21 protein-coding genes are annotated in these 23,900 nt (G+C 27.7%); 8 read left to right on the top strand and 13 right to left on the bottom strand.

Annotated features, from left to right (window positions below; all coding sequences use genetic code 11):
* Nucleotides 1-6: 6 nt before the first annotated feature.
* The 11 genes from J4863_RS04035 to J4863_RS03985 form a co-directional block, all read right to left on the bottom strand.
* Nucleotides 7-786, bottom strand: a complete 780-nt coding sequence (locus J4863_RS04035) for a hypothetical protein (RefSeq protein ID WP_211619177.1) — start codon at nt 784-786, stop codon at nt 7-9.
* Between the two features lie 247 nt (nt 787-1,033).
* Nucleotides 1,034-1,474 (bottom strand): hypothetical protein, encoded by a 441-nt coding sequence (locus J4863_RS04030; RefSeq protein ID WP_211619176.1) that lies wholly within the window; start codon nt 1,472-1,474, stop codon nt 1,034-1,036.
* 30 nt (nt 1,475-1,504) lie between these two features.
* On the bottom strand, nt 1,505-3,664 hold the full coding sequence (locus J4863_RS04025) for a transcriptional regulator (RefSeq protein ID WP_211619175.1): 2,160 nt from the start codon (nt 3,662-3,664) through the stop codon (nt 1,505-1,507).
* Nucleotides 3,665-3,957: 293 nt separating this feature from the next.
* Entirely contained in the window at nt 3,958-5,349 is a 1,392-nt protein-coding gene (gene rlmD, locus J4863_RS04020) for a 23S rRNA (uracil(1939)-C(5))-methyltransferase RlmD (protein WP_211619174.1), read from the bottom strand.
* A gap of 69 nt (nt 5,350-5,418) precedes the next feature.
* Nucleotides 5,419-6,687 (bottom strand): M20 family metallopeptidase, encoded by a 1,269-nt coding sequence (locus tag J4863_RS04015; protein ID WP_211619311.1) that lies wholly within the window; start codon nt 6,685-6,687, stop codon nt 5,419-5,421.
* Between the two features lie 333 nt (nt 6,688-7,020).
* Nucleotides 7,021-7,860: a metal ABC transporter permease gene (locus tag J4863_RS04010; protein ID WP_211619173.1), complete on the bottom strand. Its 840-nt coding sequence runs from the start codon at nt 7,858-7,860 to the stop codon at nt 7,021-7,023.
* A 125-nt stretch (nt 7,861-7,985) separates the two neighbouring features.
* A complete protein-coding gene (locus J4863_RS04005) occupies nt 7,986-8,702 on the bottom strand; it encodes a metal ABC transporter ATP-binding protein (protein ID WP_211619172.1) in 717 nt (238 codons plus the stop codon).
* Between the two features lie 48 nt (nt 8,703-8,750).
* Nucleotides 8,751-9,671, bottom strand: a complete 921-nt coding sequence (locus tag J4863_RS04000) for a metal ABC transporter solute-binding protein, Zn/Mn family (protein WP_211619171.1) — start codon at nt 9,669-9,671, stop codon at nt 8,751-8,753.
* Nucleotides 9,672-9,800: 129 nt separating this feature from the next.
* The gene (gene rlmD, locus J4863_RS03995; RefSeq protein ID WP_211619310.1) at nt 9,801-11,234 is read right to left on the bottom strand and encodes a 23S rRNA (uracil(1939)-C(5))-methyltransferase RlmD; all 1,434 of its coding nucleotides are present in this window, start codon (nt 11,232-11,234) and stop codon (nt 9,801-9,803) included.
* Nucleotides 11,235-11,353: 119 nt separating this feature from the next.
* Nucleotides 11,354-12,502 (bottom strand): pyridoxal phosphate-dependent aminotransferase, encoded by a 1,149-nt coding sequence (locus tag J4863_RS03990; RefSeq protein WP_211619170.1) that lies wholly within the window; start codon nt 12,500-12,502, stop codon nt 11,354-11,356.
* Between the two features lie 24 nt (nt 12,503-12,526).
* Nucleotides 12,527-13,561, bottom strand: coding sequence for a hypothetical protein (locus tag J4863_RS03985; protein ID WP_211619169.1), 1,035 nt, complete (start codon nt 13,559-13,561; stop codon nt 12,527-12,529).
* Between the two features lie 203 nt (nt 13,562-13,764).
* Here J4863_RS03985 and argH point away from each other — a divergent pair, with 203 nt between their 5' ends.
* A complete protein-coding gene (argH, locus tag J4863_RS03980; RefSeq protein WP_211619168.1) occupies nt 13,765-15,144 on the top strand; it encodes an argininosuccinate lyase in 1,380 nt (459 codons plus the stop codon).
* Nucleotides 15,145-15,287: 143 nt separating this feature from the next.
* On the opposite strand, the gene J4863_RS03975 is transcribed toward argH, so the two are convergent.
* Entirely contained in the window at nt 15,288-16,946 is a 1,659-nt protein-coding gene (locus J4863_RS03975; RefSeq protein ID WP_211619167.1) for a tannase/feruloyl esterase family alpha/beta hydrolase, read from the bottom strand.
* A gap of 163 nt (nt 16,947-17,109) precedes the next feature.
* The gene (locus tag J4863_RS03970; RefSeq protein ID WP_211619166.1) at nt 17,110-17,808 is read right to left on the bottom strand and encodes an esterase; all 699 of its coding nucleotides are present in this window, start codon (nt 17,806-17,808) and stop codon (nt 17,110-17,112) included.
* Nucleotides 17,809-18,059: 251 nt separating this feature from the next.
* Here J4863_RS03970 and J4863_RS03965 point away from each other — a divergent pair, with 251 nt between their 5' ends.
* From J4863_RS03965 to J4863_RS03935, 7 genes are all read left to right on the top strand, one after another.
* Complete coding sequence (locus J4863_RS03965) at nt 18,060-18,356, top strand: hypothetical protein (RefSeq protein WP_211619165.1); 297 nt, start codon at nt 18,060-18,062, stop codon at nt 18,354-18,356.
* Nucleotides 18,357-18,410: 54 nt separating this feature from the next.
* Entirely contained in the window at nt 18,411-19,166 is a 756-nt protein-coding gene (locus J4863_RS03960) for an RNA polymerase subunit sigma (RefSeq protein WP_211619164.1), read from the top strand.
* A 28-nt stretch (nt 19,167-19,194) separates the two neighbouring features.
* Nucleotides 19,195-20,763 (top strand): hypothetical protein, encoded by a 1,569-nt coding sequence (locus J4863_RS03955; RefSeq protein WP_211619163.1) that lies wholly within the window; start codon nt 19,195-19,197, stop codon nt 20,761-20,763.
* 76 nt (nt 20,764-20,839) lie between these two features.
* Nucleotides 20,840-21,769: a DUF4299 family protein gene (locus J4863_RS03950; RefSeq protein ID WP_211619162.1), complete on the top strand. Its 930-nt coding sequence runs from the start codon at nt 20,840-20,842 to the stop codon at nt 21,767-21,769.
* 40 nt (nt 21,770-21,809) lie between these two features.
* A complete protein-coding gene (locus J4863_RS03945) occupies nt 21,810-22,583 on the top strand; it encodes a hypothetical protein (RefSeq protein WP_211619161.1) in 774 nt (257 codons plus the stop codon).
* A 69-nt stretch (nt 22,584-22,652) separates the two neighbouring features.
* Nucleotides 22,653-23,027, top strand: a complete 375-nt coding sequence (locus tag J4863_RS03940; RefSeq protein ID WP_178937905.1) for a hypothetical protein — start codon at nt 22,653-22,655, stop codon at nt 23,025-23,027.
* Between the two features lie 89 nt (nt 23,028-23,116).
* Nucleotides 23,117-23,878: a hypothetical protein gene (locus tag J4863_RS03935; RefSeq protein ID WP_211619160.1), complete on the top strand. Its 762-nt coding sequence runs from the start codon at nt 23,117-23,119 to the stop codon at nt 23,876-23,878.
* Nucleotides 23,879-23,900: the final 22 nt, after the last annotated feature.

Below are 23,900 nucleotides of genomic sequence, written 5' to 3'. Positions count from 1 at the left end.
TCCAATCTATTCTATTGATATTTTTTTCGGTACAATTCGTTTTTTCTCTTGTTTTGTTCGCTCTTTCCCCAAATTTTCTAATATTTTCAATAGACTTTCATAGAGTTCATCATTTGAATAATCCATTTTTTTAGAAATAAATTTTGTATTTATATATGCAATTATTATTTCTCGCTCCAATTTCTCTTGCAAACAATTTGTATAAAAATTCACATCAAAAATATCCAAATTTTCTTTTTTAGAAGCTTCCAAGGCCCACATTTCTAATATTTTTGGATGTAATGTTCCTCTTTTATTTTTCGAAGAATATTTTTGATTAATTATTTCTAACAAATTAAAATCTCTTCTCAAATCAGAAAAACTATTGTAGTCATTTCTTAAATCTGCTCCTGTTCTAGTTATGAATCTAGCTATTTCTATCTCATCTTCATCTATTTCATAACCTCTTTCTAACTTAAACTCTCCTCTCCTAATATAAAATTTTCTATCCTCAATCTCAGAAAATAATTTTAATTTCAAAATATATTTATCTTCTTCATCTGGCATAAAAAATCTATAATCTTCTTTTAGCCAATATATTTTCCCTTTATACTTCAATATTCCCTTTTTTACAACTACAACTTTTTCCACTTCATCCGTTTCCAAGTCAAACCCTTTTATAATCCCATCCTTTACCTCTAAATACATCAATTCCATTATCTCTACTGGATTATCCCTCAACAAATCTAATTCCTTTTTTTCTAAAATACTTCCTTTCTTAAAAATTGGATACCTATTCTCAAACATATTTCCCCCTCTTAAATAATAAACTAATTACAACAAATAAATAAATTATTTGTTCTAAAACATTAATTATTTCTATTATTTTAGAATTTACTCAGACAACAAACTTATCATTTGTACCTGAGTAAATCTTTTTCAAATTTATATTATTATTCAAACAGTACTTTTTTTATATTTTATTTATTCTTTCAAATTTATTTTCTCAAACTCTCAAAAAAATTCTTATTAACTTTTTTTAATTAAATTACAATTATGCTTCTTCCTGTGCTGCATAACCTCCTTCAATCGCAACTTCAATAACTTTCTCTTTTTTCTGTTTAATTTTCAATGAAAATGTTCCTGTTCCAGCTTGACTTCCGTATTCCTCAATATAATCTACAACAAACACATTTGTCATATCAATTTTTCTGACCATTTGCCCAGCTGAAATCACTTCCAAACTAGCTTGTCTATAAGCATCACTCGATTCAGAAGGAACCAACGACCATTGAGCCACTTTTCTAGTATCATCTTCAGTATCTCCATTCGCAGCCGCCAAAATTTTCCCCTTAATTTCTAAAATAACCCCTAAATCAGTTGCTCTCGCATTTGAATCATCAGGTGTTTCTGACATATACTTTACATCTAAAATGCTTTCTTTATCCAATAATATTTCCTCATTTTGTCCTTTTACTGTTAATCTAAATCCCATTACTAACTCCCCCTCATTTTATTTTTAAAACTACTTATTAATTTCCACTTGCAAGTTTCTCATATTTCCTGCAAACACTATATTTAACTGACAAATACCCATCTCTTCATCAATTTTATGCGAAATATCATCTCCTTTTTGCATAATTCCATTTATAAATTTCTGATCCTTCAACCAAAGAGATTTTTGACTAGATGGATTTGTACTGAAAAATAAATTCAATTTATCCTCTTTAAAATCAGTTGTCACAAATCTTAAGACTCTTTCAATATAAGTCGTCGTCAAAGTTTTATACAATGGTTCATATCCACCTTCAGAATTTTTTAATAATGTTCTAGCCTTATAAACTACAATATTTTTAATTTTTTCTTTTTGGACCTGTGCATTATCTGAAGAAAATACAAATCCATAATTAAATTGGTTAATTTTATCTTTTATCGCATTTGTAAATCCTGAAATTTCTTTAGACATAGTTGTTTTAACCTTATAAGGATTATCATCTGCCTCAATATCAAACCTGACTCCTGGATACACCATCGAAACCGCATTAAATCTATCTCTTAAATAATTAGGACATTGAGAAGCCGAAATTATTCCAGCTGCCACATACGCTCCATCCACATACACACCTTCTATCCAAAATTTTAGCAAATCTTCCTGTTCATCTGATAAAACAACACCATCATTCTCATATTTCATCTTATAGTCCAATATCACACCAGATTTGTCTTTTGGAATTATAGTAAAATTAGGAATTACTGGTATCAAATATTCAGAATATTTTTGATTTTCTAAAATTGATGTTTTCTCAATATATTTATCCAATCCTTTTGTTGCCAAATTATCAAAAGAAGTCTCATAAGTTCCTTCAAAATTAAAGAAAACCTGAACTTTATAATTACCTAATATCATCATCAAATTAGTTAATGTTTCTATTGTATTTTTTTCTGTTTTTTCATCATTCGAAGTCCCTTTAAATCTCGCTCTAACCTTTTTCTCACCTTTTTTAATATCTAAGTCAACATTTGGATAAATTGCAAACCAAACTGTATTATCGAAATCATTTTTCATATTAACCGTATTTAAAAACGCTTGCAATCTCTCTTTATTCCCTGATTTTGCAATCATTTCTGCCTTTACATTAGTAATTAACAAAGTTGGTTTCATCATAGAAATTTTCGTTTCATATTGTTCAAAAAACATTTTTATTCCTAATAATTTCTCAATCAAAGGTTTTGCAATTTTCACAAAATCTTCCTGTGCAAACTTATAAAAACTCAAATAATTATTATAATTCTCAACTTCTTGTTCTTGATCAATCTCAACAAAGTTCTTAGCCAATGGAACAAAAGTTCTCACCACTAAATCTTTAATATACTGATTTGGTTCTTCTGTAACACTTTCATAATCATCTTGAAACGCTTCCATAAGTGCAGTCGTATTCTTCTCTTCAATTAGAGCTAACTCATTTGATTCATTTTGTTTATACTCGATAACCTCTAATTCTCCCTTTTCTCCAACTTGCAACATTCCCAATTTAATTTTTTCAGATTTAAAACTACTCTCGTCACTTCCAATCAAAAGCCGAGTTTTTATATCCTCAATTGCCAATGGCAACATTCCTAAAATATTATTATAATTTTGAGAAGCTTCCTCAAACTTATTATTCAGTTTATCTCCATACTCTAACTTTTTAGGATTTTCGTCATCTAATTCCTCATACTTATTAAAAATATACGCAATTTCCTTTCTAGTCTGCTTTATATCTTCAATAACCTTCTTCGGCGAAATCAACTCTAAAATATTCTCAAATTTAAATTCAACATTCTTATTCCCTTGTGATTTCCTAGCCTCCATTAAAGTACTCAGCATTTTAAAAAATACATTTCCATTATCAATTTTTATTTCATTAATAAATTCTTCTGGAATTCCTTCTGGCTTCTTTAAAATATACTGAATTCTCTGATTTTCTGCATTATAATAACTATAAACCTTTGGCTCAAACTTCTCCAAAAATTCATCAAAACTCGACACTAAAAGATGTTTATTAATCTCAAGTATCTTCTCATCATCCAAAGAATCAATTCCTTTGACATCATCAATCAATGTAAGCAAATCCATTTTCTCTGGATTAATTTCCTCAAATAACATAGTTCTATTAGTTTGATTAATAACCCCTTTATTATTCATATTTTTTCAATTATAAATAACATTAACAAAACCTCAATTTATAATCTATTATTTATAATCTTATTTTCCCCCTTTCTCAAATTTTTGATTTTTAAGATTGTTTTTTAATCTTTTTTTAATCTATTTCATAATACATTATTTTAAGTTTTTTGTCAACAATTTTTTTAATTTATTTTTAATTTTTATTTAGAATTGTATTTTTTTCTTTTTCGATATGCTACAAAATTTAGGATTGAAGATAAATAATTCCTATTTATCTCCATTTCCACACATTTTTTTAATACTAAAACCTCTTATTTATCTAACTTTTTTAACACCCCAACACACTCAATATGTGCTGTCTGAGGAAACATATCCACCGCAGTAATTTTCTCCAATTTATACCCTTTTTCAATCAAAAATTTACTATCTCTAGCAAAAGTTGCTGGATTACAAGAAATATAAACAATTTTTTCAATTTTATTTTTCACAACGCTTCTAAGTGCTTTTTCATCAATTCCTCTTCTAGGCGGATCAAAAATTATTCCACTAATTTTCTCTTTTTTCAAAATTTCAGGTAAAACTTTTTCAACTTTTCCATTTAATAAACTCACATGCTTCAACCCATTTTCTTCAATAGTCATATTCCCCGCAACAACCGAACTTTCAACACTTTCAATACCAATTACTTTTTCCACATCTTTAGAAAGTATCATCGCAATTGTCCCAGTCCCAGAAAACGCATCAATCACGGTTCCTTTTTTATTTTCTCCAAAATATTCAATCGCTTTGTCGTACAATTTTATTGCCTGTCTTTTATTAATTTGAAAAAATGAATCTGGATAAATCTTAAATTTTATTCCTTCAATTTCCTCTTCTAAATAACTTTCACCAAAAATATGTCTACTCTCATCACCTAAAATCACATTATTCTGCTCTTTTTTTACTGAAATATAAACTGATTTTACTTCTTCATTTTCTTCATACATTTTTTCTAAAACTTTAACTAAATGTTTATATTGCGAAGTTTTATTCACAACAACAACAATCATAACATCGTTTTTTTCGTTATTTCTAACCATTATATGCTTCAAAAATCCGCTATTATTGACTTCATTGTAAACTTTAAATTCATTTTTCGTTCCATTAAAACTGTTTATTTCTTCCAAAAATTTATTTATTATTTTATCAGCAATTTCTGAACGCAACAGATTTTCCTTCGCTGTAAAAACATCATGAGATCTTCTCGAATAAAATCCTGTCATAATTTTTCCATTTTTTTTATAAATCGGCTCTGCTGTCTTGTTCCGATAATTTTTTTTATGTTCACTCGCAATTATATTTTCCAAAATAACTTCTTCAAGATTTATCCCACCAATTTTTGTCAAGACCTCTTTCAACATCTCATTTTTATACTCTAGCTGCTTCTCATATTTAAGCATTCCAAAATCACATCCGTCAAAATCTTCAAAACTAACTTTTGACAAATCTTCAACTCTGTCCTTCGAAGGCTCAATAATCCGTGTAATAAGTCCTCTCCCGTAAGTTTTTTTCAAAGAAATTATCTCAATTTCAAGTCTATCTCCAGGCACACTCATCGGCACAAAAATCGCAAAACCATCAACTCGCCCTATTCCTTCGCCACCAAACACAATTTTTTCAATCTCAATTTCTACTTTTTGCCCAATTTCAAATTTATTTATCATTCCCTAATTTTTCTCCTAATTTTATAAATCATTTTTTCAATTCCAAAATAGTTACTTTAAAATTTCTTACTATTTATTCAAATACTCCAAAATATTTTTTAATTGCAATCCAATCCCATATTTTATTGCTTCTTCATCTACATTAAATTTTGGATGATGCAAATCGTAAACCATATCTTTCGCTTCATTTCTTGTCCCCAATCTAAAAAAACATCCTGGAATTTCATTCAAGAAATAACTTACATCTTCAACATCCATTCTTGCCTCTTTAATTGTTTCAAGTGCATCTTTTCCAAGCAAATCAACAATATTTCCAGCAACAAAATCTGTCATTTCCTCATTATTTATCACAGGTGCGTAACCGAGTCTTATACTAACTTCAGCTTTTCCTCCAAGACTTTCCACAAAAATTGGTAAATCCCTCTCAATTGTTTCTTTTATAAAAAGTCTAGTCTCATTTGAAAGAGTTCTAATTGTCCCTAACATTTCCACTTTATCACAAACAATATTATTTGTTTCTCCACCTTTAAACGAGCCAATCGTAATAACCGCACCCTCTCTAGGATCAATTCTTCTGCTCACAATTGACTGAAAGAATTCCAAAACTTTTGCTCCAATTAATATCGCGTCAACCCCTTTATGTGGTAATGCCGCATGAGCTGAAACTCCATGAATAGTAGCTTTCAATTGTGCTGAACAAGCATGGGTCTTTCCAACTTTCACTCCAATTTTCCCAGTTGGAATTTCAGGTGCCATATGAAGTGCAAAAAATGCATCAATTTTTCTGTCGGTACCTTTACTATTTTTCTCTTTATCCTCAAAATCACTATTCCCAGCAGATCTTTTTTCAAATTTCAAAGCACCGCCTTTTATCATTCTATCAGCACCACCATCAGTTTCCTCTGCAGGTTGAAAGAAAAATCTCACAGTTCCATTCCATTTATCCTTATTTTCCGCCAAAACTTTTGCAACTCCCAATTGAATAGTTGTATGGGTATCATGACCACAAGCGTGCATTTTTCCAAGATTTTTCGACTTATACTCCACATCATTTTCCTCAAAAATTGGCAACGCATCAATATCCGCCCTAGTCGCAACAGTATGATTTTTACCATTTTTTTCATCATCATTATAAATTGTCGCAACCACACCAGTATTTATAATCTCAAAAAATTCAATATTATTTTTTGCCAAAAATTCTTTAATTAGTTTACTCGTTTCAAATTCTTTGTCCCCCAGTTCAGGATTCATATGTATAGTTCTTCTAATTTTCAGCATTTCATCATAAATTTTATCAACATTTTCTTTTATAAATTTATTTAATTCTTGTGAATTCATCATTATCACTTCTTTCTCTTTTTGTTTCCTATATTATATTTGAAAAATCAAATAAAATCAATGTTTATTTGATTAATGACTAAATAAACTTTTTTAAAAAATTGTATATTAAAACCAAACTTAAAAGCTATGGCTATTTACTTAAAACCTAAATTTTTACCATTTCATTAGTTTAATTTCAAATTGATTCGAATATATATTTTAAAAAATAAAAATAATTATAAAAAGCACCAAGAAATTTTTTTCTCAGTGCTTTATTTTTTTATCTTTAAATTTAATAATAATCTATATTTATAATATTTTTAGTTTAAAAATTCATTTAATTTACACAATTTATCCAATTTTCCCCTTTACAAACGCTCCTATTTTAACAATTAACATTATAACAATCAAAGCCACTATTATAGCTGGTCCTGATGGAATATTGAAAATATATGAGAATAATAATCCGAATAATATTCCTAAAAATGAGAATAATATTGACAAATATATTATTACACTGTATTTTCTTGCGATAATTGCCGCTGTTGCTTGTGGTATTGTTAAAATTGAGATTATTAGAATAATTCCAATTGTTTTTATATTTATAATAATCGCTGATGAAATTATTATAATCATGAAGTAATTTACAAACTTGACTGGTACACCATATAATTTATAAAAATTTTCATCAAAACTTGAATAAACTATTGCTTTGTAGAAAATTACGAAAAATATGATTGTAATAATGTCTAAAATTAATAGCGAAATTATATTTGTGCTATTTGACAACAAAATATTTCCAAAAAGATAAGTTGACATATCTGCTTGATAACCTGGCGTCATAAAAGAAAATATAATTCCAATCGCCATTCCAAATGACATCATTATTCCAATTCCTAAATCACCATTTACACCAAAAAAATCTTTTAGTATAAGTATCAATACTCCCGATAATATTGAAAATATTAATCCAAAAATCAATGGATCATTTAGTGGCAATTTGAAAAAATATATTAAATATACTCCAATTCCGATTCCACCATATGAAGCATGACTGATACTCGACGATATGAACACCATTTTTTTGTTTACTATGTAAGTTCCTATTATTCCACAACAAATGCTTGATAAAATCCCTACAATAAGAGCATTTCTCATGAAAGCATAGTTAAAAATTTCTAAAAATTCCATTTTTCTCCCATTCTTTATGCATTTCCTTTTTTGTAAAAATATTAATATTTTTATGATTTATTAATTTTACTGTATTCTTACTATTTTTGAAAAATTTATATTTTTAATAATCGTTAGCTAAAAATCTAAATTTTATGATTATGAACATGCCTGTGAGCAAATTCACTCTTGAAAAATTCATTTTTATCTTCAAAAATACGAATTTCTTCTTCTACAATAAAAATCGAATCGACATAACAGCACAATTTATCCAGTTCATGCGAAATTACAACAATCGTAGAATCCGATAATTGTTTTATTTTCTCATACAACTCAAACTCAAATTTTTTATCCAAAAAAGATTCAGGCTCATCTAAAAACAAAATCTCTGGTGACGATATCAGAGCTCTCGCAATCAAGGCCCTTTGCAACTGACCTCCAGATACTTCGCTAATTAACTTATCTTTTAATTTTTCAATCCCAAATTCAACAAGCAAATCATTTGTCTTTTTTCTATCTTCTGCACTAAATTTTTTAAATAAATTCGACTTTTTTGTAAGTCCTGAAATCACTAAATCAAAAATATTAATCGGAAAAGAAGTATCAAATTCTCTAATTTGTGGCAAATACCCAATTTTATTCTTGTCAACATAATAATTTATTTCTCCAGATTTTTTCTTCAAAAAACCAAGCATCAATTTTACTAAAGTTGACTTTCCGCCACCATTTCTCCCAATTATTGCAACATTTTTCCCTTTATAAATATCTAGCGAAACATCGCTCAAAATAGCATCTTTTCCATAATTAAAATTCAAATTTTTTACTGATATTAACTTTTTGTTATTTTGCTTATTATTCTGCATCTTTTCCCCTTAATTTTGTAACTCTATTTATTAATTACACAAAAACAATTATTGTAAACTATCCACAAATTTTCTTAAATTTTCAAAAACATTTTCTTCATCTGTATTAAATGTTACAATTTTTGCATTTGGAATTTCTTTTGCAATAATGTCAATACTTTGTTTTGGAAATTGAGGTTGCACTAAAATAGTTGAAATTCCATGTTCTTTTGCTTCACTTATTATCTCTTGAATTTGCTTAGCTGATGGTTCTTTACCTTCAGATTCAATCGCTTCTTCTTCAATTCCAGTCCCTTTCAAGAAATATTCCAAAGCTGGATGGTAAATCATAAATTCTTTTTTTATTTTTTTAGACATTTTTTCTGAAATTTCTTTTTTAAATCCATCCAATTCTTTTATAAAGTCATTGTAATTTTTCTCAAATTTATCTTTTTGATTCGGATAAGTTTCAACCAATTTATTTTTTATATTTTCTGCAACTTTCGGCATCATCTCTAGTGAAAACCAAACATGCGGATCAAACTTCCCATTATGTTCATGCTCATCGTGATGATGTCCACCATGTTCGTCGTGATCGTGATCTTCCAAAAATAAATGTGGATCAATTCCATTTAAAACATTCAAAACTTTATTTTTATCATTAATCGTACTTGTAATTTTTTCTTCAAAATTTAAAGCATCATATGTAAAAAATAATTTAGATTTTTCAAGTTTTATCAAGTCATCTGTTTTTGGCTCAAACAATTCGTGATTCATATTCGGCTGAATTACAGAAATTACATTATACTCGTTTCCTGCTATTCTTTGAACTATCCATTTTAATGGTGGAACACTCGCAACCAAAGTTTCTTTTTCTGCATTTTGTGATGAAATTTTTTGTGAACTAGCTGAATTTTTCCCATTCTCTGACTTATTCCCACACGAAATAAGTGCCATTCCTGCTAAAAATACAATTATCATTTTTTTCATTTTATTGCCTCCTCATTATAATAAAATCTCATAAATCTGTAAATTCAATTTTACTATAAAATGGTATTAAAGTCAACAAAATTACATATGAATACTTGTTTAGATGTGTATGAATAACCATTTTCACGATTAATTTCCTTTTCTTAATCTCGACACAACCTCCATATGTGGCGTAACTGGAAACATATCAACCGTAACCATTTTCACTAATTCATACCCATTTTCCTGTAAAACCTTCAAATCCATATTAAATGTTTTTGGATTACAAGACACATAAATTATATCTTTCACATCGTATTTCAGCAATTTATTAAGCGTCTTTTCACCAACACCTGCACGAGGTGGATCCAAAATTATAATATCTGGCTTGATTCCATTTTTATCAAACTCATCTAATTTTTCAAAAACATCTCCTGCGATAAAATGTGCATTTTCGATACCATTCAATTTTGCATTTTCATTAGCTTTTTCAACAGCTTCTTCCACAAGCTCAATTCCATAAACTTGTTTTGCCTTTTTGGAAACAATTTGCCCAATCGTACCTGTTCCACTGAATAAATCGAAAACAACCGAATTATGAATGTTTTCCCCTTCAATTTCATCTAAATAATCCAATACTTTTCCGTATAATTTTGCCACTGTTTTTGAATTTGTTTGAAAAAAACTGTACGGACTAATTTTAAATTTTAATCCTAAAATTTCTTCTTCCAAATCTCTTTTTCCAAAAAGAATTTCCTCACTTTCAGAAACAACCGAATCAGAAAAATTATCATTAAATGTATGTAAAATTCCTGTTATTTTAAACCCATTTTCAAGCTCCAAAGCCAACAATCCTTCAACTAAACCTTTTTGAAATTCCAATTTTTTCTCATCTTCAATTTGAGTTGTCGTAACCATATTTACTAAAATTTGTTTCGTAAAATCCGCTTTTCTAATAACCAAATTCCTAAAAAAGCCAATATGATCCAATCTATGATAAAAATCCAGCCCTGTCGCTTTTGAAAATTCATTACAAAAAACATAAATTTTATTAAAGTTATCATCCATCAATTTCAATCCATCTACTTCAACAATATCATGAAAACTATTTTGTTTATGAAGTCCCAAAATCATAGGCCCATCTTTCACAGCATTTCCGTAGCTAAATTCCATTTTATTTCGATATTTTTCTACTTCGACACTTCTAACCGGCTCTTCAAAAGTAAAATCATATTTTGCAATTTTCTTCACCTCTTTTTCAATGTTAGAATTTTTCATCGCAAGTTGCTCATCGTATGAATAATACTGATAATTACAACCACCATTTTGTCTAGCAATTTCGTCATAAATCGCATTTTTTCTTCCTGCAAAATCAATAATTTCACATCGAATCAATTCATACTTTCTTCTTCTCTTCACAAAAATTCCTTCAACAATTTGCCCTTCAGCCGCATTTATATTTGGAAAAATACGATTTTCGTCATCTCCATAAAAACCGTACGCACGACCTTTCGTATTAAGTCCTGCTATTTTCAGCTGCATTTTATCACCTTTTCTTAAAACTTTTTTCTCTTTATTTTCCATTCCATCTCCATTTTCCATAAAATTTTTTTCACTTTAATTAAAAATAAATTTGGTAATCCCATCATTTATACAAGATTACCAAACAAATTTTCTAAAATTTCAAAAATTAATTTTTATTTTTATTTAGATTCAATATATTTTTTCAATCTCGCAATCGCTTCTTCCAACACAGGCAAGTTATGCACAATTGAAAATCTCAAATATCCTTCCACTTGGAATGTAACCCCAGGAACTATCGCCAATTCTGTTTTTTCCAATAAATCCAAGACAAAATCAAAAGAATCCACATCTTTAAACTTATCAATTGTTTTATATGTCGCAAACACATAAAATGCCCCTTTAGGCTTCAAGCACTTAAATCCTAATTTTTCCAATTCTTCCACAAAATAGTAAACTCTTTTTTTGTAAATTTCTGACAATTCAGTCGTGTCTGAACAGTAATCTAATGCTGCAATTGCTCCATATTGTGACAATGTCGAAGCACTTGTAACTGTATATTGACTAATTTTTTTCACTTGTGACTGTAAATTTTCACTGGCAATCGTATAACCTAATCTGTATCCAGTCATTGAATGTGATTTTGAAAAACCATTAACAACTATCAATTGCTCCTTCAAAATCTCACTATATTTCGCAAACGAAGTGAATTTTTCAAATGCAATTTGAGCATAAATTTCATCACTCAAAAGATAAATTTCTTTATCCTTCAAAAATTCAACAATTTTTATCATTTCTTCCTCTGGAAGTGTTATTCCTGAAGGATTATTTGGATAAGTCAAAATTATTAATTTAGTTTTTTCTGTAACATATTTTTCCAAAATTTTCTCAGTCAAAACAAAATTATTTTCTTCTAAATCCATAAAAATTGTTTTAGCTTGTGAAACTGTAATTAATGGCTCATACCCAACATATGCTGGTGTTGGAATAAGAACTTCATCCCCTTTTGCCAAAATTGTTTTAAGCGTAGAAGAAAGTCCTTCAGTCGAACCAACTGTAACTAAAACATTATCTTTTTTATAATTTCCACCAAAAGTTTCATTATAGAATTTTGCAATTTTTTCTCTTAATTCTGGAATCCCACCTACTGGCGAATATTTTATAGGACTATTTAACGCATGATACGCAACTGCTTCTTTCACCTTTTGCGGTGCATCTGTATCTGGCTCTCCAATTGTCATATTTATAACATTTTTATAAGCCGACAATCTTTCATGAATTTTTCTTATATCTGATATTTCTATTCCTTTTATTATTGGATCTATATACATTTATTTACTTCCTTTCTTGATTTTTTATTTAGTTTTTGTTGCTTTAGTTTTTGGAATTACAATAACTTTCTTTTCCTTTGCTTTTACATCTTCTTTTTTAACTTTCACAGCTTTTGGTGCTTTTGTTGTAGCTGGTGTCGATGTTGCAGGTGTTGTAGTAACTGTTGCATTTTTTAAATTTGTATTTATCACTTTTACTTCATTTTTTACTTTTTTTGTTGCATTTTTTGTTTTTTCTTTTGTACCATTAACATTTTTTTGAATTTCTTCAGTTTTCACTTTAACAGCTGCTTTTGTATCATTTACTTTTGTATTTCCCACATCAATTTTTTCTTTCACTTTGTCTTTTATAGTATTTTTTGCATCATTATTTTTTACATCATTTGCAGTTGATTTTGAAGTATCATTCTGTATTTTGGTATCATTTTTATTTGGTGTTTCCATTTTGTTTAAAAGTTCAATAGCTTTGAATTTTATCTCGTCATCAACTTTACTCGAATTTGAACTATTATTTTGATTACTAATTTTCACATCATTTTTTGTTTTAAAAGTGCTCTTGTAATCTGATAATTGATTAATCACATTTTGTAATTTTTTATTAAACGCTTGAATTGAAAGATCTTTCAAATATTGCTTTTCAATCGTATACAAAACTATCGTTTCTTTTTTGCTTGAAGTCCATTGACCTCTATTTTTTACAGATTTTATCGCCTCACTTGAAATTTGATCAGCTAATTCTTTCATTGTTTTATTATCAAATCCAGGCCCGCTCACAACTGAACTTGCCAAATAATTACTCAAAATCTCATACGAATAATTTTTTATCGCTGTTTGCATTGTTAAAATCCCGTCATTTTGAGCTTTTGTTACTGATTCTTGTGTATTTCCCTTAACTTTTGAAGCTACTGCTAATTCGGTATCCAAGTTATAATTTCCAAATATTAAATTTTTCATTTCTTTATTTGAAGAAAAAATATCTTGTGTTCGATTATTCAAATATTGAGCTGAAAAACCAGTCATCATCAGTAAAAAAATTGACAATGTTACATATTTTTTCATTACACTCACCTCTCTATTTCTTAAATTTTATTAAACTTTTATTTTTTATTTTGTTATATTATATCATATTTTCAAGATATTTCTATCCTTTTATTGTTGTATTCTTTATAAAAATAAAATCTCAAAATCTTGTTATCTATTCAGAAATATGTTAAAATTAAACAATCTTAAATATGAAAAAATATAATTTTAATGGAGGTCTTATGAAAAAATTATGGGAAGGACGTTTTAATAAGGAAACTAATAAATTATTAGAAAAGTTTAATGCGTCGATTACTTTTGATAAAAGAATGTATGAAGAAGATATAACAGGAAGTATCGCTCATAGCAGAATGCTTGCTAAACAAGGAATTATTGGAAAAGATGAGCAAGAACAAATTGAAAAAGGATTGTTGCAAATCAAATCTGAAATTGAAAATGGTACTTTTGAGTTTAAAATTGAGGATGAAGATATTCATATGTCGATTGAGAAAAGATTGACTGAAATAATTGGTGCTGTAGCTGGAAAATTACATACGGCTAGAAGTAGAAATGACCAAGTTGCTTTGGATGTTAGAATGTACGTTAGAAAAGAAGCTAAAGAAATCAAAAAATTATTGTTTCATTTAGAACACACTTTATTGGAATTGTCTGAAAAATACAAAACTACTATCATTCCAGGATATACACATTTACAAAGAGCTCAACCAATTCTTTTTTCTCATCATTTGATGGCTTATTTTCAAATGTTTAAAAGAGATATTTCTAGAATTGATGATTTTTTAGTAAGAATTGATGAATTGCCACTTGGAGCTGGAGCTTTGGCAGGAACTACTTTTAATCTTGATAGACATTTTGTTGCTGAGCAATTAGGATTCTCAAAACCAACTGAAAATAGTTTAGATTCTGTAAGTGACAGAGATTTTATCATTGAATTAGCAATGATTATTTCTGTAATTTCAATGCATTTGTCAAGATTTTCTGAAGAAGTTATTATCTGGTGTACTTCAGAATTTTCATTTATTCAATTAGATGATTCATTTGCAACTGGTTCATCTATCATGCCTCAAAAGAAAAATCCTGATATTGCAGAATTAGTTAGAGGTAAAACAGGTAGAATTTACGGAAATTTAATGGGAATTTTAACTACAATGAAAGCGTTGCCTTTGGCTTATAATAAAGATATGCAAGAAGACAAAGAAGGAATTTTCGATTCGATCGACAACATTAAATTATCTATCGAAATTTTTTATTCAATGCTTGCGACTATTTCTGTAAATGAAGAAAAAATCTTAAAATCTATGAGAGCTGGTTTCTTAAATGCTACAGACGTTGCAGATTATTTAGCAAAACATAATGTTCCATTTAGACAAGCACATAAAATCGTTGGAGAAATCGTTTCTTACTGTGAAAACAAAAATATAGCAATTGACGATATGTCACTTGATGAATTCCACAATTTCTCTAAAGTTTTTGGTGATGACATTTTATCAGAAATTACTATTGAAAACTGTGTAAATAAAAGAAATTCTTTCGGTGGAACTTCTGTAAAAAATGTTGAAATGCAAATTGAAAATGCTAAGAAATTTTTGGATGTAGAATAATTTTTTTAATCTTAAGATAAAGGGAGTTTCCATTTACTTCCTTTTCTTTTTAATTTTTTCTAAGCAAAAAAACAACTTCTTCATTATTAAGAAGTTGCTAAAAAATAAATTTCAATATTTTTTAATTTTTATAGATAATATTTCTATTTACATTCAAAACTACTTGCCTTATTCTTGTCCCCACCAATATAAGTTGCTACCTTTGGATATGGACAAAGTGGTTGTTCTTTATTTGGATCTGGATATTCTTTTCCAGCTTTTCCGACAATGTAATCTGGAGCAACACCATTTTCTGTCCATTTTTCAAGGGCTGTCAATGCGTCAAAGTTTTCCATTGCAGGGCCTCCACCACAGTGATTCATTCCAGGAACCATGAATAATCTTACAAAATTATCAACATTTCCCATATTTTCCACTAATTTTTTATACCAGTCTCTAATATCATTAGCAGAAAATACTGGATCAGATACACCTTCATAAATAATCATTTTCCCACCACGAGCTTTAAATGTCGACAAATCAGTTTTATCAGCATCATTTAATCCACCAATTTCATTTGTTTTGGCAACATCCTTATCAAAATCAAATTCTGTTGATTTCATTCCAGGTTTTGCAGGTTTCATATAATAATCACTCAAACTTGACACACCCATCATGAAATTCATTGAATTTGGTGTTCCTGTTTTTGAAGTACCATGTTTCCACATACGCCAACCTCTTGTACTTATTCCCGCATCATAAGGCCAAGACGCATAAACATTTTTGCCTTTACTATTTTTCGCACCATTGAATATTGCATTTAATAACGCAACTTTTTTCTTTCCTATCTTTTTCTCAACCATTTCAGGTTTAAAGTCACATTTTTCCCAATTATTTATAATTCCATCCTTCAATCCATCTTTAGCATCGCATCTGTCAAGCACACCTTGAGCAACAGCATCCAAATCTTCTTGCGTCAAAGCATCTGCAACTATTTTGTTACCATTTTTATCAGTCGGTGCATATTTCAGAAACTGATTATTATCCCATGCTTCACCAATCGCAGCTTTCGATAATCTAAATCCAGGATTTCCTGCTATAATTCCATCAAACTCATTTGGATAGTACATGGCAGCCTGCATTGCTTCACGACCTCCATTTGAGCATCCCATAAAATAACTGTGTTTTGGCATCAAATTATACATTTCGTCAATTAATTGTTTTGCAACATTTGTAACTTTTCCAGTAGATTGGAATGCATAATTTAAAACAGCCTGCTGATCTTTTGCAAAACTTGTATCTCTTGATCCTGAATGTCCGCCATCAGTACTAACAACTGCATATCCACGAGTTAGAGCAGGTGTTGCTGTTGACCCTGATGGACGAGCTTTTCCAACTGCTGGTGAAACAGTTCCATCCAGACCTCCTCCACCTTGAAACAGAAATTTATTATTCCATTTCGAAGGAAGTCTCAACTCAAATCCAATCGAATAATCTTTCCCATCTGCACCTTTTCTCTTTTCAATTTCCCCTCTAACTACACAATGTGCGGGAGCTGAAGCCTTAGCTGTACTGGAACCGCTAAATCTGGCATTTTCATCTTCTTCCAGAGGCCCCTCCTCTTTCCATTCTGTGCTTATAATATTCGTTTGATAAATCTTAATATTTTTCAAATTTTCACATTGTTCTTTTGTCGCAACTTTTGGAACTTCTGAATTAATTTTTTTCACTTGCGATTTTTGATTATTCAACTTTTGTGCAAAAGCAGTTACACTTATCGCAGTCGCAAGTAATGCTGTCAATACAATTTTTAATTTTTTCATAACTTTATTCCTTTCTGCTCTAATCTCTACTCTTAGTATACCACATTTCACAATAAATCATATAATAACATATACAAACTTTAATAACTTCTTTATAAATTTAATACTCTTCATTTTTTTAAACATACTAAATATCGTATATTTTTTATTCTCTTTCTATGAGTCAAACATTTCTCAAAATCCAAGCAAACCCTTTCCCAGTCCGCACATCCGAATCTCTAAAATGATTTCCCTCATTCCATTCCAAGACACATTTTTCCAAATCTTCAGAATTTCTCAAAATCTCAAAATATTCCCTTATATTATCCCCAATCTTTGATAAAACCTGATGTTTAGTCTTTTCCTCCAAATCTCCAAGACTCAAATAAACATTTTTTACCAAAATTTCATTATTTTTCACAAACTTAATCCAATCTTTATACCAAACTGATGGTGAAGCTCCAACAACTCCTGCAAAAATATCTGTCTGATACCCACACCACAACGAAAATAATCCCGCAAGTGAATATCCTCCTAAAACATATTTCACATTATTTTCTTGAATATTCATAAGTTTTACCAAATTTGGAATCAATTTTTCCTTTATAAACTCTAATGTTTTACCAGCTCCATCGCCAAAATTTCCTTTTCCACGAAGAAGCGGCATTTCCCAAGGTGTCAGCTCACTATTCCAGTCTTCTATTTTGAAAGCTGCCAAGCTAAAACTTTTATCTGTATTTTCAGAAATATATTTCACTTCATTGTCTAAAAGTTGCATATCATGCTCATCAACAGGCTGTATTAAAATATATTCTGTCTTTTTATTTTCATTTGTATATAAAATACATTCTTTTTCTTCTATTTTGAAATTTAATTTTTTCATATTTGCTCCTTTTTTAATATTTTTTGAATATTGAATTTATTTTAAATAGATTTTGATTAATATAATTAATTATAGCATATGTTTTTAAAAATTTTATTCAATTTATTTATACTATTTTTATAATTTTTTTCTTTGCTTAAATATATTTAATTTTTTTTTAAATTATGGTAAAATAAACTAAAATATTTGATAAAATCTGGAATTTTTGTAAACTCTATCAACAAAAAAATATTTATAGAGAGGATAATGAAATGTTTAGAAGGAAAAAAGAAATTTTTTATGTTGGAAAAGTTAAAATTATTATTAATGAATCAACCCTTGATGTATTTAGAAATACAATCTATTATGTAGATGTGAAAGATGCTCTGTGTATTAAAAGTGTTCCGTTTATTACCTGTGATATTTATGAAGATGAATTTTCTGACCATTTAATTGCTCAGGTGGGACTGGAAGATGATGAGGAAAATGATACATTACCAAGTATAGAGGAACTGAAAAATAAAAAAATTGTTTGCTTTATTCAGTTAGATGAGCATATAATAAGATAAAATTGTTGAAGTGTTCAAAATTATATACAAAATATTCAAATGGAGGTTATTTTTATGAATATAGAAACAGCACAAATATGTAATATTGTATTGTCCACTAAAAGTGCTTTGAAAAAAAGAAATAGGATTAGATATAAGCCCATATATTATGAAAAAAAAGTTGAATTTATATTTTTTAATAATAAAAAATATAAAGCTAAAAGTGTTGAGGAATGGTTTGATTATTGTATTGATAGAGGATTACAAAATATTAAGTTCTTAATTCCTCTACCTATAAAAGATAGTAATTTTCTTAATTTTACTAATATAAGTCAAGCTAGTATAGTCTGCTTTTTTGACAATAAATTAGTTACTTATTTTACTCCAAAATGGGAAGATTACAATAATGAATGGTACATTATTTACACAGAACATGAATGGGAACCTCCTCTAAAAGCAAAACCTAAATTTTATGATAATACAGAAGATTTTAAAGATGTATTGAATAGAATAGCAATTTTAGCTGATAAAATTGATTTTCAAAATTTTGGAAATATCTTTAGAAAAGCTATTAGTATTTTAAATGGCGAAGAGATTGAAAATATACAAAAAACTTTTTATGGAATATATTTTTCTGAATTACCCAAAATTAATAAACTCCTTTTTTATGCCTCAGATATTTCTGACGTTTTTGGCGGAATGGGTTCCTGGAATGACAGCCCTCCTTATTATGCACACGAAAAAGGGCTTGAAAGTGAATATGACAATCTTACGGAAGAACTTTTGACACAAATTAGGCTTGCTCTTTTATATTCTGTAAATGAATGGTAAAATATAGTAAAATTATAATGAAGGATTTATGGAATTTTTTCAAAAAGATACACTTATTGTTGTAGTTGTAGTAACAATTATTTTTCTAATAAAAAAATTAATGGTAACAAAAAAATTGGAAAAAAAGGAGAATAAAAAATTGGAAAACAAAAATTTATCTATATATGAATTAATCAAATCTTCTATTCGAGAGTGTGGAAAATTACCTGAAGATTTTGCTTTGCCTCAAGAAGAGGAGAATGGAATTCCTTGGGCAGATGGTGCAATGGATGGCGTTTTTTTGTATCATAGTAATACAAATGAAGAAAATATAGAAACTTTGAAGAATATTGTATTTCAAATTTCAGAAGGAAAATTTAAAGAAGCTCAAAATAATTTAGACCATTTAGATTTTTTAATGATTTCATCAAGAACTTCCTTGCTAAATTGGATTATTCAAGAAAGTGAAAAAATAAATGCTAATAATTTGTATGAATTTACTATCTCTCAATTGAAAACTTCTAAAAATAAAGAAAGTATAAAATTTTCTTTAGCTGTACTATTATTAATGGGAGTTGAGAATGATGTTAAAGCAATGGAAATAATAAAAATTTTAGCTCTTTCTAACGAGTTTACCTTATTTTGTTTAGATATAATAGCTAGGCTAGAAAATTCAAATGAAGAGATTTTTGAAATTGCTAAAAAGGTTAAAGGATGGGGAAGGGTACATTCTATCGCATATTTAGAAGTTACTAATGATGAAATAAAAGATTGGTTATTAGAAGAAGGTTGTCACAATGAAATAGACCCAGCATATACTGCTCTAACTTGTGCAAAAAAAATAAATTTACTAGAATTATTAGATGAAGAAAATATTTCTAATAAAAAATTTAATGATATTTCATATTTAATTACTGCTTTATTAAATGAAGGACCTGCTTTTGGAATTTCATCCTTAGAAAATAAAGAAATGCTGATTGAAAAATATTTAAAAAAAGCAAAATATTTATCTTTAACAGAAAACGATTATCGTGCTGTTATGATGATTCAAGAATATATAAAAGATGATGAAAAAATCAATAATAATTTTATAAAAATTTGCAATGAGATTTTAAATTCTGAAAGAACTGTAAATAATATAAAAGAATTAATGAAAAAAGGATATTCTTATGATATAGCAAAATATATAAAAATAGACATTGAACCGTATGCTTTAGAATATTTACAAAGTAATCTTCTAAAAAATCCCTATATAATATATGATATATCAAAAAAAGAAAATATGGAAAAACTTGTCTCACTCGTAGAAAAAAGACTACCATTAGAAAAAATGAAAGGATCTCCTACTGATAAAATCAATTTTAAATATGAAGAATTTACAGTTTTAGATGTTGCAGTTAGAACTCTAGAAAATTTTGAAGGGACAGGAAAAAATTTAATTATATGTGCCCTAAATTCTCCTTATGTAAATGTGAGATATGGAGGAACTAATACATTGCAAAAATGGAAAGATACAGGATATATTTTTCCTAATGAAATAATAGAAAATATAAAAAACTTAGAAAAAATTGAAGTTGATGATGAATTGAAAAAAAAATTAAATAAATTAGTAAAATAATACATTATATCTTTTTATAAATTTGAATAAAATTAAAAAACAAATTAGTAAATCAAAAAATATGGAGGATAAAGAAATGAGTATAAGTTTTTATGTGAAAAACAAGAAAAAATTTTTAGGTTATAAATCCGTTTTAAATGTTGAAACTGCATTGAGTTTACTTGATAAGGAGCTTTATACCTACAATACTGGAAATATTGATATTAATGATTTGCTGTTATCTCCAGTTTCTAATTATCAGTGTCTTTTAATAGGAGATGGCAAGGAAAGTTCAAGAGGATTTGAATTATCTTATGATACAAAATATAATAATTATGTTGTAAGGATTTTTACGCCATCATCTAGGGAAGATTGGATTTTGGCGTTGGAATATATAAAAGCGTTGGCTAAAGAATTTGATTCGGAGATTTTGAATGAGAGAGGTGAAGTTTATACTGCTGGTAACATTAATAAATTTGACTATGAATCAGATATACTTTATGGAATAAAAGTAATTACAGAAAATATAAAAAGTGGAGAATCAGATACTTATGTTATTTTTGGTACAACTAGACCTGTTTCTTTCAATGAAGAAATGGTAGATGAAATAAATAATTCAAATAATCCCATAGATACTTTTTCAAGAATAGTAAGAAACATTCAAAATTTAGATGCTTATTCGGCAAATCAACGTTTTTATAAAAATGATGAAGATGAAAGAATTATGGGAGCTTATAGTCTGACAGAAAATGTTAGAACAATTCTTCCTTATAAACCTAGCGTTGAATTTCATAATTTAGATATCGTTAAAAATGATGATATAGCTTTTTGGAATATAGGTTTCGTTACTATTGATGGAGATGAAAATGACCCAAACAGTTATCAGGTTATTGGTCAATTAGATTATAATGATTTTATAAAAAAATTACCAAAAGATAAGTATCGTTTTATTGACGCTTCATACATTCTTGTTGAACCATTAAGTAAAGAAGAAATTTTAGGATTTTTGGAAATATCTGTTAATTAGAATAAAATGACTTTAAAATACTAAAATTAGGAGGCATAAAATGGATAAAAATCGTAAAAGATGGGGTTATATCTTTGATGAAAAATTAGATATGTTGATTCCTAATATTCCAAGACAGAAAAAATTTGTAAAAATATTTTTGATTTTATCATTAATATTTTTTATCATTGCTCTAATGCAATTATATTTTTTAGATAAAACTTCCCCAAAACAAATAATATTTTTGATTTATAGTGGAGGTTCAGTTTTTTTTCTTTTATTTTTGGCTATTGTTATAAAAGTAAATATTTCTTTCATCGAAAGAAAATTGAAACAACTTGAAGAAATGACATTGCCATATGAATTTGAAATTCATCCACTAAAAGATAATTCATATATTTTTTTGTGTATTATATTATTTATTATGTTTATTACAATACTCTATTTTAAATTAAATGAATTGTTAAAAAATTTTACATCAAAAGATATTTTTTTCGTTATTTTTATGATTATAACGATTGCCGTCAATTTTAGCTTTTTTTTGGAAAATCTCAAAAAAAGAAAATATTCTTTAATTATAAGTGGAAGAATTATAAAATTATTATATGAAAACAATGAAATAGAATTTATAGAAATTGATAATATCCGTTATGCCAAATTTTATGCGGCTAATGCTGGAAAAGGCAGAAAAGAAAGAAATCCCACTTTTCAAATTTTTGATAAAGAAGAGAAAAAATTTGTTGAAATGTCTATCAAGCCAACTGATTATTGTTTGCTGAAAAAATATTTTACAAAATATAATGTGATGATTGTTGATTTATATGATTATTTCTAAGAGTCTATATGATTTTAGAAATAAAAATTTTTTTTAATTACAAAATTAAAAAATAAGGAGAAAAATATAATGTTTATTTTTATGTTGATATTGCAATTAGTAGTACTTATTATTAGTATCACAACTATTATCTATTTAATAACAAGAAAAAATACAATGGAATGTTTTTACATAGAAAATGAAATTTTATGCCTAAACTCTATGCCTACAAAAAAGATTCCACTTTCTGATATTGATTACATAGAATTTTATTGCAGTCGTTTTCGTAACAGTTGCAGAGGATTGATAAAGATTCATACGATAAATTCAAAAGTAGTCAAACGATTTTTTCAAACAAGTAAATTTACATTTTTTGTCACTGAACAAATGGTTTTAGATGAAATTAATAAATTGACACCTATTTTGAAGGAATATTCGATACCATATACTATTAATTATAATTAAACTTCGAATGTTGTAGTTATAGAATTTTAAAAAATTTAATTATATTTATTAAAAATAACAAATCTTATACTAAAAAGGAAGTGTTTTAAATGGGAATATATGAAATAATTATAGGAACAATGTTTATACCATTTTTATTTATTTTATCAATATTTTTTTCTTTATCATTAAGAAAAAGAAACATGCAAAAAATTATATCTGCTGAAATTAGTGACGACTTAAAAGACTTAAAACCACGAGAATTTTTTTATAATTTATTAAAAATGGAAAGAACAGCAAAACCAGTTTACTATGCAGAAATTTTTTTGTTGACAATAGATACCATTTATATCTTATTCGGTGGGTATGCTGAATATCTAAAAGAGTTAAAATTTGCACAAGAGTTTCCTGATTTTCCAATAAATCCTATGTTATTTGTATTCATTAAATTTGGTATCCCAATTTTCTTATGGTTTACTATACTTTTTCTATTATTATTTGCATTATTTATGAAAAAGAAAGAAAATAAAAGATTAGCCGACATGCTAGATAACTTAGAAAAATACAGATTTTTAAATTATGCAAAAGAAGATTTTATCAACTCTGAGAAAATAGTTAAAACTGGAATGGTCGCACAAAGTGATTTAAAAATTGGAAGCAGATATTTATTTTCTGTCTATCCAGCATACATAATTCCTTATTCTTGGATTTCTGACATAAAAGTTGATAGAGTTTATAATCGTGGAGGAAGTTATTCATCTTTAACTTTTATTTTTACTAAATCTTTTAAATCTGAGAAATTATTTTTTGCTAAAAAGGAAGTTGCTGAAAAGGTTAGAGATTTTATTTTGAAAAATGAAGATTTTCATTAAATACATAAATTGAGTGTGTTTA

This window comes from Leptotrichia sp. oral taxon 221, assembly GCF_018128245.1.
In the GTDB taxonomy this organism is placed as follows: Bacteria; Fusobacteriota; Fusobacteriia; order Fusobacteriales; family Leptotrichiaceae; genus JABCPH02.
This window is presented reverse-complemented; position numbering and strand designations above follow the sequence as displayed.